This is a genomic window from Pseudoxanthomonas sp. Soil82 (assembly GCF_040446535.1).
GTDB classification, from domain to species: domain Bacteria; phylum Pseudomonadota; class Gammaproteobacteria; order Xanthomonadales; family Xanthomonadaceae; genus Pseudoxanthomonas; species Pseudoxanthomonas kaohsiungensis.
Genome location: NZ_JBEAAK010000001.1, coordinates 31,675 through 47,638, shown reverse-complemented (window position 1 = coordinate 47,638; position 15,964 = coordinate 31,675). Strand labels below are relative to the sequence as shown.

Here is a 15,964-nt window from a genome sequence, read left to right as displayed (position 1 = left end):
GCCGCGGAACCAACCCGACCAACGACCCGAGTTCCCATGAAGACTTTCATCGCCAAGTCCGAGACCGTCCAGCGCGACTGGTACCTCGTCGACGCATCCGGCAAGACCCTCGGCCGCCTTGCCGCCGAACTTGCCCATCGCCTCCGCGGCAAGCACAAGCCCGTCTACACCCCGCACGTCGATACCGGCGACTACCTCGTCGTGGTCAACGCCGAGAAGATCGCGGTGACCGGCAAGAAGCTGCAGGACAAGATGTACCACCGCTTCACCGGCTACATCGGCAACCTGAAGAGCGAGACCCTGGCCCAGGCGCTGGAGCGCCACCCGGAGCGCGTGCTCGAGATCGCGGTCAAGGGCATGCTGCCGAAGGGTCCGCTGGGCCGTGCGATGTACCGCAAGCTCAAGGTCTACTCCGGTTCCGAACACCCGCACGCGGCCCAGCAGCCGCAGCCGCTGGACATCTAAGGCACAACGATGGCTACCACTCAGAATTACGGCACCGGCCGTCGCAAGTCCTCCACCGCCCGCGTGTTCCTGCGCAAGGGCAGCGGCAGCATCACCGTCAACGGTCGTCCGCTGGACGAGTTCTTCGGCCGCGAGACCGCGCGCATGATCGTGCGCCAGCCGCTCGAGCTGACCCAGAGCACGGACAAGTTCGACATCGTCGTCACCGCCGCCGGCGGCGGCACCACCGGCCAGGCCGGTGCGATCCGCCTGGGCATCGCCCGCGCGCTGGTCGAGTACGACGAGTCGCTGAAGAGCGACCTGCGCAAGGCCGGGTTCATGACCCGCGACGCGCGCGAAGTCGAGCGCAAGAAGGTCGGCCTGCACAAGGCACGCCGCGCCTCGCAGTTCTCCAAGCGCTGATGCGCCTGGCGGGCCGCATCGCCTCGCCTGGGGCATGCGGCCACGGCGGACCGGGCCAGGCCGGCCCGGTTCCGCCAACACGGTGGAATGCCCCGGTGGGATGCATTCGACCGCCGGCGGGACTATAATTCCGCCCTGCCTACAGCCCCGTCGCCAAGCGGTAAGGCACCTGACTCTGACTCAGGCATTCGGTGGTTCGAATCCATCCGGGGCTGCCATATCCAAGGAAAAGCCCGGCCGAAAGGCCGGGCTTTTTCGTGTCCGGCGTGCACGTCCGGACCGCGGAGGCTGGCATGGCATGTTTCTTGCTGTTTTCCGGCATCGCTATGCTGCCGCCGTCATGCCCGACCGTTCCGCCAAGACCGATTCCGGTGTCCTGCACTTCGTGCGGTACACCTGTGCCATGCGCGCGCTGGGGTTCTTCGCCGCCATGCTCGGCATCGGCTCGGCCCTGGTCGGGCAGGATGCCGCGGCGCCGGTGCTGCTCCTGCTCGCGTTCACCTGCCTGGGCTGGCCGGTGCTGGCCTGGCGCCTGTCGACGCAGTCCTCCGATCCGCTGCGTGCCGAGTTCCGCAACCTGACCATCGACACGGGGCTGGCCGGCTTCTGGATCGCGATGGCGCAGTTCGACCTGCTGCCCAGCGCGCTGCTGGTGGCCATCATGGCGATGGACCGGACCGTCGCCGGCGGCTGGTCGCTGACCCGCCGCTCGATGGGCGTGATGGCGCTGGTGGCGCTGGCGACCGCCGCGCTGAACGGCTTCGGCTTCCAGCCGCGTACGCAGTTCACGACCATGCTGTGGTGCATGCCGTTCCTGCTGTGCTACCTGCTGGCGGTCGGGGCCTCGACCCGGATGTTCGCCGACAAGGTGCGCGCGCAGAAGCGCGCGCTGGAACACGGCTCGCGCATCGATGCGCAGACCGGGCTGGCGACGCGGCCGCAGTGGCTGGCGCTGGTCATGGCCGAGCTGCGGCGATTCCACCGCTACGGCGCGGTGTCGTCGCTGCTGATGGTCGATATCGACCGTTTCAAGCGCATAAACGACGGTGCGGGGCACCTGGCGGGCGACCAGGTGATCCACCAGGTCTGCGCGATCCTCCGCGAAAACCTGCGCAGCGCGGATACCGCCGGGCGCTACGGCGGCGACGAGTTCGGCGTGCTGCTGCCGGGCACCGGCCACGAGGCCGCGCTGGAAGTGGCCGAACGGTTGCGCCGTGCGGTGTCCTCGCGGGTCGCGGTCGGCGGCGTCCCGGTGACGCTGAGCATCGGCGTGGCCGAGCTGGCGCCGGGCATGGAGGCGATCGAGGACTGGACCGGTGCGGCCGACGAGGCGTTGTACCGGGCCAAGGGCGACGGACGCGATTGCGTGCGCGCCTAGGTCGCGCCAGCAGGCGCGTCGCCGCGACGGCATCCGCTCCTCCTGCCAGGCAATGGCGACGACGCGACTGCGTCCGCACCTGGCCCACACGGAAAGGCGCGACGACGCGAACCGCGCCTGACGAGGCCAGGTAGGCGCGACCGGCGCCATGGCGCCCGCGCATGACCCGATCGGGCACTTTCAGCCGGCGAGGGGGCGGCAGCCCAGCGCCGCCAGCGGGCCGTGCAACGCGGGCACCTGCATCAGCCACGGCGCCGACAGGGTCAGCAGGCCCGCGCCGAGGACCACGCCACCCAGCGCATTGCGCAGCGCCCGGCGTTGCAGCCAGCGGTTCATGCGCGCGCCCGACCAGGTCAGCGGCAGCATCACCGGCAAGGTGCCGAGGCCGAAGGCCGCCATCACCAGCGCGCCGCCAGCGGCGCTGGCCTGCAGCCAGGCCACCGTCAGCAGGCCAACGCTCAGGCCGCATGGCATCCAGCCCCACAGGCCGCCCAGCGCGATCCGGCGCCAGGCGCGGTCGGCCGGCAGCAGGTGCCGGTGCAGCGGTTGCAGCCAGCGCCAGGCGCGCGCACCGGGTTTCGACAGCAGGTCCATGCGTCCGCCGCGATCGAGCAGGCGCAGCGCCACCAGCACCAGCGCGAGGCCCGCCGCCATGCGCACGCCGGTGGTCAACGCCTCGATGCGCACCAGCCGCAGCAGGCCGCCGCCCAGTCCACCGGCCACCGCGCCAGCGACGACATAGCCGCCGATCCGGCCCAGGTTCGCCTGCCAGGCCACCGCCAGCGGCCGCCCGGGCGCCATGGCCGGGAAGCCCGCGGCGATGCCGCCGCACATCACCGCGCAATGCGCGCCGCCGAGGACGCCGGCGAGCGCGGCTGCGACCAGCGTCGGCAGGTCGACCGGCATGTCAGCCGCCGGGCCGGTCGCGATCCGGCGGCGGAGCGGGGCGGTCGTCGTCTTCGAGGATGTCCAGCGCCGGGGTGTCGAGGTCGTCGAACTGGCCGCGCTTGACCGCCCACACGAACGCGGCCACCGCCACGCCCAGCAGCACCAGGCTGATCGGGATCAGCAGCAGCAGGATGTTCATGCAGCGGACCTCGCCGGCAGGAAGGACGCGGCCGGCCCGGCATGCGTGCCGCGTGCCAGGCGCAACGCGTTGACGGTGACGGCCAGCGAGGACAGCGCCATGCCCAGCGCGGCCAGCCACGGCGTGACCAGCCCGGCGGCGGCCAGCGGCAGCGCCAGCAGGTTGTAGGCGGCCGCCCAGGCCAGGTTCTGGCGGATGACGCGATGGGTGCGCCGCGCCAGCGCGACCGCGGCCGGGATCCGCGCCAGGCTGCCGCCGGTGGTGACCAGGTCGGCGGCCCGGTGCGCCAGCGATGCGCCCCCGGCCATGGCGATGGAGACATCTGCGCCGGCCAGCACCGGCGCATCGTTGAGGCCGTCGCCGACCATCGCCACGATCCGGCCCTGCGCCTGCAGCGCGCGCACGCGCTCGAGCTTGTCCTCCGGCGACTGCCGGGCGTGGATCCCGTCGAGCGGCAGCGTGGCGGCCATGCGGTCCACCGCCGCCTGGCCATCGCCGCTGGCCAGGTGCACCTGCAGTCCCTGCGCGCGCAACGCGGCCATCGCTTCGGCCGCGTCCGGGCGCACGCGCTCCTGCAGCGTGAAGCGCGCGCTGGCGCCAGTGCCGTCGCCGAGCCACAACGCGCCGTCGTCGACGCCGCCGCTGGCGAAGTCCGCGCGACCGAGCCGCCACTGCCGGCCATCGACCTCGCCCTGCACGCCGCGGCCCGGCACCGCCTGGACCACGGTAGCCTGCGTGGCAGGACTGCCGTGGCGGGCGAACGCGGCCGCCAGTGGATGGCCGCTGTCGCGTTCCAGCGCCGCTGCGATGCGCAGTGCCTGCGCGCCTTCGATGTCGAACCCCTCGGTCGCCACCAGCACCGGACGCCCGTCGCTGAGGGTGCCGGTCTTGTCGAACACGATGTCGGTGGCGCGGCCCAGCGTGTCCAGCGCGTCCGACCGCACCGCCAGCAGGCCGATCCGCGCCAGCGCGCCGTGCGCGGCGGCCAGCGCGGCCGGCACCGCCAGCGACAGCGCGCACGGGCAGCTGATCACCAGCAGGGCCAGGGTCACTTCCAGGGCCCGCGAGGCGTCGTAGTGCCACCATCCGGCGAACACCAGCGCGGCCACCGGCAGCAGGAACAGGACGAAGCGGCCGGCGATGCGATCGGCGGTGCGGGCCAGCGCGGGCCGGTGCGCCTGCGCCTGCTCGACCAGGCGGGTGAGCTGCGACAGGCGCGTGGCCGCGCCGGTGCAGGTCACGCGCAGGCGCGCCGGACGTTCGCGGCAGACGGTGCCGGCGAAGACCTCGTCGCCGGCGGTCTTGCGCACCGGCGTGGACTCGCCGGTCAGCAGCGCTTCCTCGAACCAGGCTTCGCCGTCGAGCAGCAGGCCGTCGGCCGGCACCGATTCGCCCGCGGCCACGCAGGCCACGTCGCCGGGCCGCAGGGCCGCCAGCGGCACCGTCTCGCGGCCACCGTCGCCGCGCTCACGGGTCGCGAAGGCCGGCCGCGCCCGCGCCAGCGCATCGACCTGGGCGCTGGCCACGCTGCGCGCGCGCTGCTCGAGCATGCGTGCGGCCAGCAGCAGGAACACGAACATCACCGCCGCGTCGTACCAGACGTGCTCGCCGCCGCGGATCGTCTCGAACAGGCTGGCGAAGTACGCCAGCAGGGTGGAGCCGGCGATGAGCACGTCCATGCCCAGGCGCCGCTGCCGCAGTTCGGCGATCGCACCGGCGATGAACGGCCACCCGGCGTAGAACACCACCGGCGTGCTCAGCAGGAAGGCCAGCCAGCGGAAGAAGTCGCGCGTGGCCAGCGGCATGCTGCCGTCGAAATCCAGGTACAGCGCCTCGGCCAGCATCATCGCCTGCAGCGTGCCCAGCCCGGCGACGCCCAGCCGCAGCAGCCAGCGCCGGCGTTCGCGGATGCGTTCGCGTTCCAGTGCCTCGCTGCCGGCGAGGTACGGGCGGTAACCGAGCATCGCCAGGCGCTGCAGCGGCACGGACAGCGTGGTGCGCGCCGGATCCCAGGTGAGGTGGATGCGCCCGGTCACCGCGTTGGCGGTGCAGTCGACCACGCCGGGCTCGCGCGCCATCGCGCGGTCGATCAGCCAGGCGCAGGCGGCGCAGCGCATGCCGTCGGTGAGCAGGGTGATCTGGCGGCCGCCAGCCACCGCGCGGCTGTGCTGGGCCTGGACGTCGTCGCGGTCCCACACCGACAGGTCGGGCAGGTCGTCGCCGACGCGCCCGCCACCGGCATCGCGCAACCGGTAGTAGCCCGAGAGGTCGGCGTCGGCGATCCATTCGGCGGCGGCGGCGCAGCCGTGGCAGCAGAAGGCGTGTGTGCGGCCCTCGAACTCCTGCAGGCAAGGCTGCGCGGGCAGCGGCTCGCCGCAATGGCGGCAGCTGCCGGTGGCCAGGGCGCGCGGAGCCTGCATGGCCAGGCCGACGGCCACGGCGGTTCAGCCGCCCGCGCCGGGCGCAGGGGCGCCCAGCGAGGGTGCCAGGCGCGCGGCGTGCCGGTCCCGGGGCAGCCGGCCATGCAGCCGCCAGCTGCCATCGGCGGCCTGCAGCTGCACGATCCAGTCGTGCCTTGGATCGACGTCCTGCTGCAGGCGCCAGCCCGGGCCCTCGGGCGCCAGCCGCAGGTGCAGGTCCTCGGCCTGGGTCACCGGATGCTCCAGCAGCAGCTGCAACGGCTGGTCGCGCGGGAAGTCGCCGGTCGCCGGCAACACCTCGACGATGCCGTCCTCCACCCGCAGCACCGCGCTGAGCCCCAGCCGCTTCGCCGCCGCGTCCGGTCCCAGGTCGGTGGTCTGGATCTGGGCCACGCGGCGGACCGGATCGTTGACCGGGTCGGCGCCGCCGGTGCGCACGGCGGTGATCACCAGGCCGACGCCAGCCACGATCGACAGCAGCGGCAGGCCGACCACCAGCCACATCACCGGGTTGCGCCAGTGGGAACGCGCGTGGCCGTCGGTGTCGGGGTCGGTGTCGGTGCGGCGGGATTCGTTCATGGGCTGGGTCCGAAGAAGCTGCTCTCGATGATGCGCCGGTCGCGCCCGTCCTCGCTCTCGACCACGAAGCGGATGTCGCGGCGGCCACCGGTGCCGGCGTCGGCGGCCACGCTCAGGGTCACCGGCAGCACCTGCTCGGGACCGGCCTCGACCACCGCCGGCCCGGACAGCCGCAGGCCATCGCCGGCCGGCTCCAGGGAGATGCGATACCGGCGCGTCTCCTGGCTCTTGTTGATCAGCTTGAGCGTGTAGTCGTTCTCGACATGGCCGTCGGCCGCTTCGCGATACAGGGCGTTGCGGTCGCGGAGCACTTCGGCGATCAGTTCGCTGCGGTGGGTCACGCCCCACAGCCAGGCGCCGCACAGGCCCAGCAGCAGCAGGCCGTAGACGAAGATGCGCGGCCGCAGCACGCGCGTGTCCTTGCCGTCGATCGCGTTCTGGGTCGAATAGCGGATCAGGCCGCGCGGGTAACCCATCTTGTCCATCACCTCGTCGCAGGCATCGATGCACGCCCCGCAGGCGATGCACTCGTACTGCAGGCCGTTGCGGATGTCGATGCCGGTCGGGCAGACCTGCACGCAGATCGTGCAGTCGATGCAGTCGCCCAGTTCCTCGTGGGCGAACTTCGGCAGCGGCTCGGCGACCGCGCCGGCGCCGGCCAGGGCGATGGTGCCGTGGGCCTGCAGGCGGTTGTCGGCGGCGGTCGGATGGCGGCTGGCGCGGAACACGTAGTCGTAGGCGGTACGCGGGTCGAGCAGCCCGCGCGCGCGCTCGAGCACGCTGCCGAGGCCGCGCTTGCGCGGGCCGCGCGGCTCGCCGCGCATGGGGTCGTAGGCGATCAGCAGGGTGTTGCGGTCGAACATCGCGCTCTGGAAGCGCGCGTACGGGCACATGTACTTGCATACCTGCTCGCGCAGGAAGCCGGCGTTGCCCCAGGTCGCCAGCGCGTAGAACAGCACCCAGAACGTTTCCCAGCCGCCCCACTGGAACGGCACCAGGCGCGCGGCCAGGTCGGTGATCGGGGTGAAGAAGCCGACGAAGGTGAAGCCGGTCCACAGCGCGAACAGCGCCCACAGCGCGTGCTTGGCACCCTTGCGCAGGATCTTGTCGCGGTTCCAGGGGCCGGCGTCGAGCTTCATCCGCTTGCCGCGGTCGCCCTCGGTCCAGCGCTCCATCCACAGGAACACCTCGGTCCACACCGTCTGCGGGCAGGCGTAGCCGCACCACAGGCGGCCGGCGAGCGCGGTGAAGAAGAACAGCGCCATCGCCGCCATGATCAGCAGCAGGGCCAGGAACAGGAAGTCCTGCGGCCAGAACGCCAGGCCGAACACGTAGAACCTGCGCGCCGGCAGGTCGAACAGCACCGCCTGGCGGCCGTCCCAGCGCAACCAGGGGAACAGGTAGAACATGCCCAGCAGCCACACCACCGCGGCCACCCGCAGCCGGTTGAAGCGGCCGGAGACGTCGCGCGGGTAGACCTTGCGTTCGCTGACGTAGAAGGAGTTGCCCTGCTCGTCGACGACGTCCAGCGGGATGCGCTTGCTCATGGCTGCCGTCCTGGCTGCGGCATCGCGCGCCGGGGGTGGCGTCGGCCGTGGCGGGTGGATTCGGTTGCGGTCATTTCGGTGGGCTTGGCCGCGCATGGCGGCGTGGCTGGCGGATCGTGCCTGCTTGCCTGCCACCAGTATCCGCGGTTCCGCGCCGCGCGCCAGACGACAGATTGTCGCAGTGGCGCCGCGCCGCGGGCGCGCCGGGCTAGTCGGGCGGCAGCGCGCGGTTGAAGCGGCTGGACGGGCGCAGCAGGATCCAGGTGAACAGGCTCGACGAGGCGGTCGCCAGCCAGAACATGAAAAAGCCGATGGTGTAGCCGAGCTCGCGGGTCAGCGGCAGGTCCGGGAAAGTCAGGTCGCGCAGCGCCAGCGGATCGACGAAGGCGAAGAACACCATCGTCGCCACGCCCGCCGCGAAGAAGCTCGGCCAGGCGATCGCCCCGACCCGCTGGGCGAGCGGGCGGGGCGGATGGTCGAAGCGCGGCTCGCTGAAGTCGGTCACTTCCTGCCCTCATTGTTGCGACGGCTGGCTCCCCGTCCTGGCCGCATTATGCGACAGCGACCAGACGTAGGCGGCGACCAGGCGGGCGCGGGTTTCGCCCAGCAGCTCGCGGTGCGCCGGCATCACGCCGTGGCGGCCGTGGACGATGGTCTGGTAGAGGCTGTCGCGGCTGCTGCCGTACATCCAGTAGTCGTCGGTCAGGTCCGGGGCGCCGATGTCCTGGTTACCCTTGCCGTCGATGCCGTGGCAGGCCACGCAGACGCCTTCGTACAGCTTGCGGCCGCGGGCGGCCATGTAGTTGTTCTGCAGCGTTTCCGGCGCCGCGAGGGTGCGCACGTAGGCGATGGTGTAGTCCACCGCCTCCGGGCCGCCCATGCCGGTGAGCACCGTGCCCCATTCCGGCATCACGCCTTCGCGGCCGTCGAGCACCGACTGCAGGACGTGGTCGGGGGTGCCGCCCCAGTTCCAGATCGCGTCGGTGAGGTTCGGGTAGCCGATCGCGCCCTGGCCGCTGGAACCGTGGCAGGTGGCGCAGGTATTGCTGAAGATCGAGCGGCCCAGGGCCACCGCCTTGGGATCCTGCGCCAGGGTGTCGATGGCCATGCCGGCGAACGGCTTGAAGGTCTGCTCGAGCTTGGCGTCCTCGACCGCCTTGGCCTTGGCGTGCTCGCCGACCGAGGTCCAGCCGCCGTAGCTGGGCACGCCGCCCAGCCCGCCGAACCAGAACAGGTAGGCGACGGCGAAGATGATGGTGAGGTAGAACAGGTTAATCCACCACTTCGGCAGCGGCTTGTTGTACTCGGTGATGTCGCCGTCCCATACATGCGAGGTGTCCTCGGGCTTGGGATCGCCCGGGCGGCGGCGCGCGGTCCACCACAGCAGCCACACGCAACCCACGATGTTGATGGCCACCAGGATGATGACGAACCAGGTCCATCCGCTTGTCATGCCACGTCCCCTTTTTCTTGCCGGCCGGCGTCGCCGTCGTCCAGCGGCAGCTGCGCCGCCTCGTCGAACGCCTGCTTGCGCTTCGGGCTCCACGCCCAGATCCAGCCGCCGATGAACAGCACCAGCAGCGCCGCGGTGAACAGACCGGCGATCATGGCTGGCCTCCGCGCGGCGCGTGCCGTCCCAGCGCCTGCAGGTAGGCCACCACCGCGTCGAGCTCGGTCTTGCCCTCCACGTCGGCGGCGGCCTGCGCGATCTGCTCCTCGGTGTAAGGGTCGCCCAGGGTCCGCAGCGCCTTCATGCGGCGGGCGACGGTGGCGCCATCGACCTCGTTCCGCGCCAGCCAGGGGAACCCGGGCATGTTCGACTCGGGCACGACGTCGCGCGGGTTGATCAGGTGGACGCGGTGCCAGTCGTCCGAGTAGCGGCCACCGACCCGCGCCAGGTCCGGCCCGGTGCGCTTGCTGCCCCACTGGAACGGGCGGTCGTAGACCGATTCCCCGGCCAGCGAATAGTGGCCGTAGCGTTCGGTCTCGAAGCGCAGGGTACGGACCATCTGCGAGTGGCAGTTGTAGCAGCCCTCGCGCACGTAGACGTCGCGCCCGGCCAGCTGCAGCGCGGGGTAGGGTTCGACGCCTTCCAGCGGCTTGATCGCCTCGGCCTGGAACATCAGCGGCACGATCTGGGCCAGGCCGCCGAAGGAGATGGCCACGGCGATCAGCACCGCCATCAGGCCGACGTTCTTCTCGATCTTCTCGTGGGGATTCTGGTTGTGTTCGCTCATGTGGGGCCTCAGGCGCGCACTTGGGAAGCATCGACCGGCAGCAGCGGCTGCGGGGCGATCGCGGGGGCGGCGCGGTAGGTGCGCACCAGGTTCCAGGCCATCACGAACATGCCGGCCAGGACCAGCAGGCCGCCGAACAGCCGGATCAGGTAGTACGGATAGGTGGCGGCGAGCGCCTCGACGAAGCTGTAGGTCAGCGTGCCGTCGTCGTTGGTGGCGCGCCACATCAGGCCCTGCATGACGCCGGCGATCCACATCGAGGCGATGTAGAACACCACGCCCAGCGTGTGCATCCAGAAGTGCAGGTCGACCGCCTTGACCGAGTACATCTGCTCGCGCCCCAGCAACCTGGGCAGCAGCGAGTAGATCGAACCGATCGAGATCATCGCCACCCAGCCCAGCGCGCCGGCGTGGACGTGGCCCACGGTCCAGTCGGTGTAGTGCGACAGTGAGTTGACCGTCTTGATCGACATCATCGGCCCCTCGAAGGTGGCGATCATGTAGAACGAGATGGCTACGATCAGGAACTTCAGGATCGGGTCGGTGCGCAGCTTGTACCAGACGCCCGACAGGGTCATCACGCCGTTGATCGCGCCGCCCCAGGACGGGGCCAGCAGGATCAGCGAGAACACCATGCCCAGCGACTGCGCCCAGTCCGGCAGCGCGGTGTAGAGCAGGTGGTGCGGGCCGGCCCACATGTACACCGCGATCAGGGCCCAGAAGTGCACGATCGACAGGCGGTAGGAGTAGATCGGACGGCCGGCCTGCTTGGGCACGAAGTAGTACATCATGCCGAGGAAGCCGGCGGTCAGCAGGAACCCGACCGCGTTGTGCCCGTACCACCACTGCACCATCGCATCGACCGCGCCGCTATAGACCGGGTACGACTTGCCCAGCCCCACCGGGATGGCGATGTTGTTGACGATGTGCAGCAGGGCGATGGCGATGATGTAGGCGCCATAGAACCAGTTGGCCACGTAGATGTGCTTGACCCGGCGCTTGACGATCGTGCCGAAGAACAGCGCACCGTAGGCCACCCAGACGACCGTGATCAGCAGGTCGATCGGCCATTCCAACTCGGCGTACTCCTTGCCCTGGGTCAGGCCCAGCGGCAGGGTGATGGCCGCCAGCAGGATCACCAGCTGCCAGCCCCAGAACACGAAGGCCGCCAGCCCGTCCGAGATCAGCCGCACGTGGCAGGTGCGCTGGACCACGTGCAGGCTGGTGGCGAACAGGGCGCTGCCGCCGAAGGCGAAGATCACCGCATTGGTGTGCAGCGGGCGCAGGCGCCCGTAGCTGAGCCATGGCAGGTCGAAGTTCAGCGCCGGCCAGTAGAGCTGCGCGGCGATGAGCACGCCCACGGCCATGCCGACGATGCCCCAGACCACGGTCATCACCGCGAACTGGCGCACCACCTTGTCGTTGTAAGTCCCCTGCACGCTTTGCATGCGTTCCGTCCCTCAGTCTGTACGGGGGCGATCATCCCCCCTCGGGGTGATCCGGGTATTGATCGGGATCAATGCCTGCCGGATGACGTCGGGTTACCCATTGGCGCAAGGCGCGTGCCGGCACGGGTCGGAACTGCCTGGCCGGCCGGCGCTGGGTAAGTCCTTGCGCCAAGCATAGGCCGAACCCGGCCGCCGTGCCCCGGTCAGATTGTCCCGGGGTGGGGCGACGGCGCCGGCCGCGGTATGGTGGACCGGCGCAGGCAAGGAGCATCGGCGGCATGAGTACCTACGCCCTGGACGCGGTCTTCCGCCCCAAGTCGGTCGCCGTGGTCGGCGCCAGCCCGCGCGAGCGCTCGGTCGGCCGGGCGGTGGTGCGCAACCTGCGCGAGGCCGGCTTCGCCGGTCCGGTGGGCCTGGTCAACCCGAAGTACCGGCAGATCGACGGTCTGCCCGCGGTGGCGCGCCTGGCGGACCTGCCGTTCCAGCCGGAGCTGGTGGTCGTGACCACGCCGCCGGACACGGTGCCCGGCGTGGTCGCCGAGGCGGTGGCCGCCGGCGCCCGTGCCGCGGTGGTGGTCACCGCCGGCCTCGGGCAGGGGCCGGGTTCCCTGCTCGAGCGCCTGCGCGAGGCGGCGCGCCCGCACGGCCTGCGCGTGGTCGGGCCCAACTGCCTGGGGGTGATGGCCCCGCATGTCGGGCTCAACGCCAGCTTCGCCGCGCGCAGCCCGCTCAAGGGCGACCTGGCGCTGGTGTCGCAATCGGGCGCGATCGCCTCGGGGCTGGTGGAATGGGGCGTGGCGCGCTCGATCGGCTTCTCGGCCGTGGTGTCGCTGGGCGACGCGCTGGACGTGGATTTCGGCGACCTGCTGGACTGGTTCGCCCAGGACACGAAGACCCGCGCGATCCTGCTCTACATCGAATCGATCCGCGACGCGCGCAAGTTCATGTCCGCCGCGCGCGCGGCCGCGCGCGCCAAGCCGGTGGTGGTGGTCAAGTCCGGCCGCCACGCCCAGGGTGCGCGGGCGGCCGCCACCCATACAGGCGCCCTGGCCGGCTCGGACGCGGTCTACGACGCCGCGTTCCGCCGCGCCGGCCTGCTGCGGGTGCTGGCCCTGGACGAGCTGTTCGCCGCCGCCAAGACCCTCGGCCACCTGCGCAGCGCGCCCGGCGGGCGGCTGGCGATCCTGACCAATGGCGGCGGCATCGGCGTGCTGGCGGTGGACCGGCTGGTCGACCTCGGCGGTACCCTGGCCGCGCTGGACGAGGCCACGGTTCGCCGCCTCGACGGCATGCTGCCGCCGACCTGGTCGCGCGCCAATCCGGTGGACATCGTCGGCGACGCCGATGCGTCGCGCTATGCGCAGGCGCTGGAAGCGCTGCTGTCGGACCGCGAGAACGATGCGGTGCTGGTGATGAACGTGCCGACCGCGCTGGCCTCCTCCACGGATGCCGCCGACGCGGTGACGCGGGTGCTGGCGCAGCGCCCGCGTCCCGGCGCAGGCAAGCCGGTGCTGGGGGTCTGGCTGGGCCGCGAAGCCGAGGCCCTCAGGTCGCTCGAAGCGGCCGGCGTGCCGACCTACAACACCGAGGCCGGCGCGGTGCGCGGCTACACCTACCTGGTCCGCCATCGCGAAGCGCAGCAGGCGCTGATGGAGACGCCGCCAAGCCTGCCCGAGGATTTCGTGGTCGACAGCGCCACCGGGCAGGCGGTGGTCGCCGGCGCACTGGCGCAGGGGCGGCAGTGGCTGGACCCGCTGGAGGTCAACACGCTGATGGCCGCCTACGGCATCCCGATCACGCCCGTCACCCTGGCCGACGATGCCGACGCCGCGGTGGCCGCGGCCGCGCCGCTGCTGGCCGGTGGCATGCAGGTGGCGCTGAAGATCCTGTCGCCGGACATCCTGCACAAGTCCGACGTCGATGGCGTGCGCCTGAACCTGGCCAGCGAGGCGGCGGTGCGCGAGGCGGCCGGGGCGATCCTGGCCCGGGTGCGCGAACTGCGGCCGGACGCGAAGATCCAGGGCATCACCGTGCATCCGATGATCGTGCGCGCCAAGGCGCGCGAGCTGATCGCCGGACTGGCCGACGACCCGACCTTCGGCCCGGTGGTCGTGTTCGGCCGCGGCGGCACCGCGGTGGAGGTGATCGACGACAAGGCCCTGGCCCTGCCGCCGCTGGACCTGCGCCTGGCCCACGAGTTGATCTCGCGCACGCGCGTGTCGCGCATCCTCAAGGCCTATCGCGACGTGCCCGCGGCGGACGAGCGCGCGGTCGCGCTGGTGCTGGTCAAGCTGGCGCAGATGGCGGCGGACATCCCGCAGGTGCGGGAACTGGACATCAATCCTCTTCTCGCGGACCGGGACGGCGTGATCGCGGTGGATGCGCGCGTTTCCGTCGCGCCGCATCCGGGCCCGGCGCAGAAGGGCCCGTGGCACTCGCGTTTCGTCATCCGCCCGTACCCGAAGGAGTGGGAACGCGAGGTCGAGCTGGCACACGGCCGGCGCATGTTCGTGCGGCCGGTGCGGCCGGAGGACGAGGACATGTTCCGCGCCTTCTTCGAGCGGGTCAGCGACGAGGACCTGCGCCTGCGCTTCTTCTCGGCGGTGCGCCACTTCAGCCACGAGTTCATCGCGCGGCTGACCCAGCTCGACTACGCGCGCTCGATCGCGCTGGTGGCGATCGACCCGGGCAGCGGCGAGATGCTCGGCGCGGTGCGCCTGCTCGCCGACGCCAACTACGAACGCGGCGAGTACGGGATCCTGGTGCGCTCGGACCTGAAGGGCTTCGGCATCGGCTGGCAGCTGATGCGGATCATGATCGAGTACGCGGGCACGATCGGCCTGAAGCTCATCGAGGGCCAGGTCCTGCGCGAGAACGTGACCATGCTGGCGATGTGCCAGCAGCTGGGCTTCCGGATCCGCCCCGACGCGGACGACGCCACGCTGATGGACGTGACGCTGGACGTCGCCGCGCCGCCCTGACGGTCGCCACCTTTCCCGCCGGCTGCCCCGGCGTTGGCGTGGCGGGCATGGCTCGCCGTGGCGGGTCCCGGACGGCGGAACGCAGCAAGCTTCGCCCCGCGACCACATCGCGCGGTATTCACGGCGCATGCCTATGGTGTCCGGACGCCATGGCGGGAACGATGTGATGGACGCGGCGCGGAACGCACCGGTGGATGTACTCGTGATCGGCGGGGGGCCCGCCGGACTGACAGCGGCCACCTACCTGGGACGCCTGCACCGGCGATGCCTGGTGCTGGATGCCGGCGACAGCCGCGCGCGCTGGATCCCGGAGACCAACAACTGCCCGGGCTTTCCCCAGGGCATCGCCGGCACCGCCCTGCTGGCGCGCATGCGCGAGCAGGCGGCGGTCCACGGCGCGGCCTTCGAGCAGGCCACGGTGACCTCGCTGCGACGCACGACCGGCGGATTCGAGGTGCAGGACGAAAGCGGTCGGCGCTGGCATGGCCACGCCGTGATCCTGGCCAGCGGCCTGAGCGACCGCCTGCCGGCGATGGCCCACGTCGAGGAAGCGGTGGCGTGCGGCGCGCTGCGGCTGTGCCCGGTCTGCGACGCCTACGAGGTCACGGATCGCGACATCGGCCTGTTCGGTCCGTGGGATGCCATCGTCGCCCACACCCGGTTCCTGCGCGGCTATAGCGCGCGGCTTTCGCTGCTGCCGACCGATGCGCACGGCGATCCGGCCGCGCTGGAGGGCATGGCGGCGCGGGTGCTGCCGGCCGGCGGGCGGCTGCTGTTCGACGGCCGCCGCTGCGGCTACGTGGTCGAGGGCGACGACTGCTTCTGGTTCGACACCGTGTATCCGTTCCTCGGCTGCGACAGCAGCGCCGGCCTGGCGGCGCAGGCCGGTGTCGTGCTGACCGATACCGGCGAGATCCCGGTGGACCGCAGCCACCAGACCACCGGCGTGCCCGGCCTGTACGCGGTCGGCGACGTGGTCAGCGGGTTGAACCAGATCTCGGTGGCGGTGGGTCAGGCCGCGGTGGCGGCGCTGGACGTCCACGCCAGGCTGCCGTTCGCGCCGCGGAGATAGGCCGCGCTCCGGGGGGGCGTGCGCGCGGCCCGATAGGGGAGTACTCTCGCGCCGTTGGACCGCGGCGGCACCTCCTTCGGGCCAAGGCCGTCGCGGCGGAACGCGCACATGGTTCTACCTGGCCATCCCCGGATCGAGTTGCAGATGTCCGTCGGGGTGCCAGGCGTTCAATCGTCACCCCGACCGGCACGCATGCCCTGCGACAGGCATTGCCGGTGACGCCTTTCGAAGGAATACGAAACAGCACCGGGAGAATCGAGCATGGGCGACACGACGGCATCGTACGGGCGTCCCGACCTCCGGCCTGGAGGCCGGGTCGGCACAAGCGGCAAGCCGGGACGCGTCTTC

Annotated in this window: 15 protein-coding genes and 1 tRNA gene; 6 read left to right on the top strand and 10 right to left on the bottom strand. The window is 71.4% G+C overall.

The genetic code is table 11. The features are described 5' to 3' along the window. The first annotated feature begins 36 nt into the window (after nt 1–36). From rplM to ABKA19_RS00165, 4 genes are all read left to right on the top strand, one after another. Nucleotides 37–465 carry a 50S ribosomal protein L13 gene (gene rplM, locus ABKA19_RS00180; RefSeq protein WP_162376978.1) on the top strand — a complete coding sequence of 143 codons (429 nt, stop codon included), beginning with the start codon at nt 37–39 and terminating at the stop codon, nt 463–465. Between the two features lie 9 nt (nt 466–474). Continuing rightward, entirely contained in the window at nt 475–867 is a 393-nt protein-coding gene (gene rpsI, locus ABKA19_RS00175; protein WP_162376979.1) for a 30S ribosomal protein S9, read from the top strand. A gap of 143 nt (nt 868–1,010) precedes the next feature. Continuing rightward, nucleotides 1,011–1,085 (top strand) — tRNA-Gln (locus tag ABKA19_RS00170). A 122-nt stretch (nt 1,086–1,207) separates the two neighbouring features. Next, a complete protein-coding gene (locus ABKA19_RS00165; RefSeq protein ID WP_353687133.1) occupies nt 1,208–2,245 on the top strand; it encodes a sensor domain-containing diguanylate cyclase in 1,038 nt (345 codons plus the stop codon). Nucleotides 2,246–2,425: 180 nt separating this feature from the next. Here the strand turns inward: ABKA19_RS00165 and ABKA19_RS00160 are convergent, their stop codons facing one another. The 10 genes from ABKA19_RS00160 to ccoN form a co-directional block, all read right to left on the bottom strand. Further along, nucleotides 2,426–3,151, bottom strand: a complete 726-nt coding sequence (locus ABKA19_RS00160; protein WP_353687132.1) for a sulfite exporter TauE/SafE family protein — start codon at nt 3,149–3,151, stop codon at nt 2,426–2,428. 1 nt (nt 3,152) lies between these two features. Further along, nucleotides 3,153–3,332 carry a cbb3-type cytochrome oxidase assembly protein CcoS gene (gene ccoS / locus ABKA19_RS00155; protein WP_162376981.1) on the bottom strand — a complete coding sequence of 60 codons (180 nt, stop codon included), beginning with the start codon at nt 3,330–3,332 and terminating at the stop codon, nt 3,153–3,155. After that, entirely contained in the window at nt 3,329–5,770 is a 2,442-nt protein-coding gene (locus tag ABKA19_RS00150; RefSeq protein ID WP_353687131.1) for a heavy metal translocating P-type ATPase, read from the bottom strand. The genes ccoS and ABKA19_RS00150 overlap by 4 nt, the downstream gene beginning before the upstream one ends. 6 nt (nt 5,771–5,776) lie before the next feature. After that, entirely contained in the window at nt 5,777–6,331 is a 555-nt protein-coding gene (locus tag ABKA19_RS00145; protein ID WP_353687130.1) for a FixH family protein, read from the bottom strand. Further along, nucleotides 6,328–7,878 carry a 4Fe-4S dicluster domain-containing protein gene (locus ABKA19_RS00140; RefSeq protein WP_353687129.1) on the bottom strand — a complete coding sequence of 517 codons (1,551 nt, stop codon included), beginning with the start codon at nt 7,876–7,878 and terminating at the stop codon, nt 6,328–6,330. The genes ABKA19_RS00145 and ABKA19_RS00140 overlap by 4 nt, the downstream gene beginning before the upstream one ends. Nucleotides 7,879–8,086: 208 nt before the next feature. Then, nucleotides 8,087–8,383, bottom strand: a complete 297-nt coding sequence (locus ABKA19_RS00135; RefSeq protein WP_162376984.1) for a hypothetical protein — start codon at nt 8,381–8,383, stop codon at nt 8,087–8,089. 9 nt (nt 8,384–8,392) lie between these two features. Beyond that, complete coding sequence (gene ccoP, locus ABKA19_RS00130) at nt 8,393–9,331, bottom strand: cytochrome-c oxidase, cbb3-type subunit III (protein WP_353687128.1); 939 nt, start codon at nt 9,329–9,331, stop codon at nt 8,393–8,395. Further along, the gene (locus tag ABKA19_RS00125) at nt 9,328–9,486 is read right to left on the bottom strand and encodes a cbb3-type cytochrome oxidase subunit 3 (protein ID WP_353687127.1); all 159 of its coding nucleotides are present in this window, start codon (nt 9,484–9,486) and stop codon (nt 9,328–9,330) included. Before ABKA19_RS00125 ends, ccoP begins: the two co-directional genes overlap by 4 nt. Further along, entirely contained in the window at nt 9,483–10,115 is a 633-nt protein-coding gene (ccoO, locus tag ABKA19_RS00120; protein WP_353687126.1) for a cytochrome-c oxidase, cbb3-type subunit II, read from the bottom strand. The genes ABKA19_RS00125 and ccoO overlap by 4 nt, the downstream gene beginning before the upstream one ends. An 8-nt stretch (nt 10,116–10,123) precedes the next feature. Further along, nucleotides 10,124–11,563 carry a cytochrome-c oxidase, cbb3-type subunit I gene (gene ccoN / locus ABKA19_RS00115; RefSeq protein WP_353687125.1) on the bottom strand — a complete coding sequence of 480 codons (1,440 nt, stop codon included), beginning with the start codon at nt 11,561–11,563 and terminating at the stop codon, nt 10,124–10,126. Between the two features lie 278 nt (nt 11,564–11,841). Here ccoN and ABKA19_RS00110 point away from each other — a divergent pair, with 278 nt between their 5' ends. Both ABKA19_RS00110 and ABKA19_RS00105 read left to right on the top strand, forming a co-directional pair. Then, nucleotides 11,842–14,544 carry a bifunctional acetate--CoA ligase family protein/GNAT family N-acetyltransferase gene (locus ABKA19_RS00110; RefSeq protein ID WP_353687124.1) on the top strand — a complete coding sequence of 901 codons (2,703 nt, stop codon included), beginning with the start codon at nt 11,842–11,844 and terminating at the stop codon, nt 14,542–14,544. 166 nt (nt 14,545–14,710) lie between these two features. Beyond that, nucleotides 14,711–15,616 carry an NAD(P)/FAD-dependent oxidoreductase gene (locus ABKA19_RS00105; RefSeq protein ID WP_353687123.1) on the top strand — a complete coding sequence of 302 codons (906 nt, stop codon included), beginning with the start codon at nt 14,711–14,713 and terminating at the stop codon, nt 15,614–15,616. Nucleotides 15,617–15,964 lie beyond the last annotated feature (348 nt).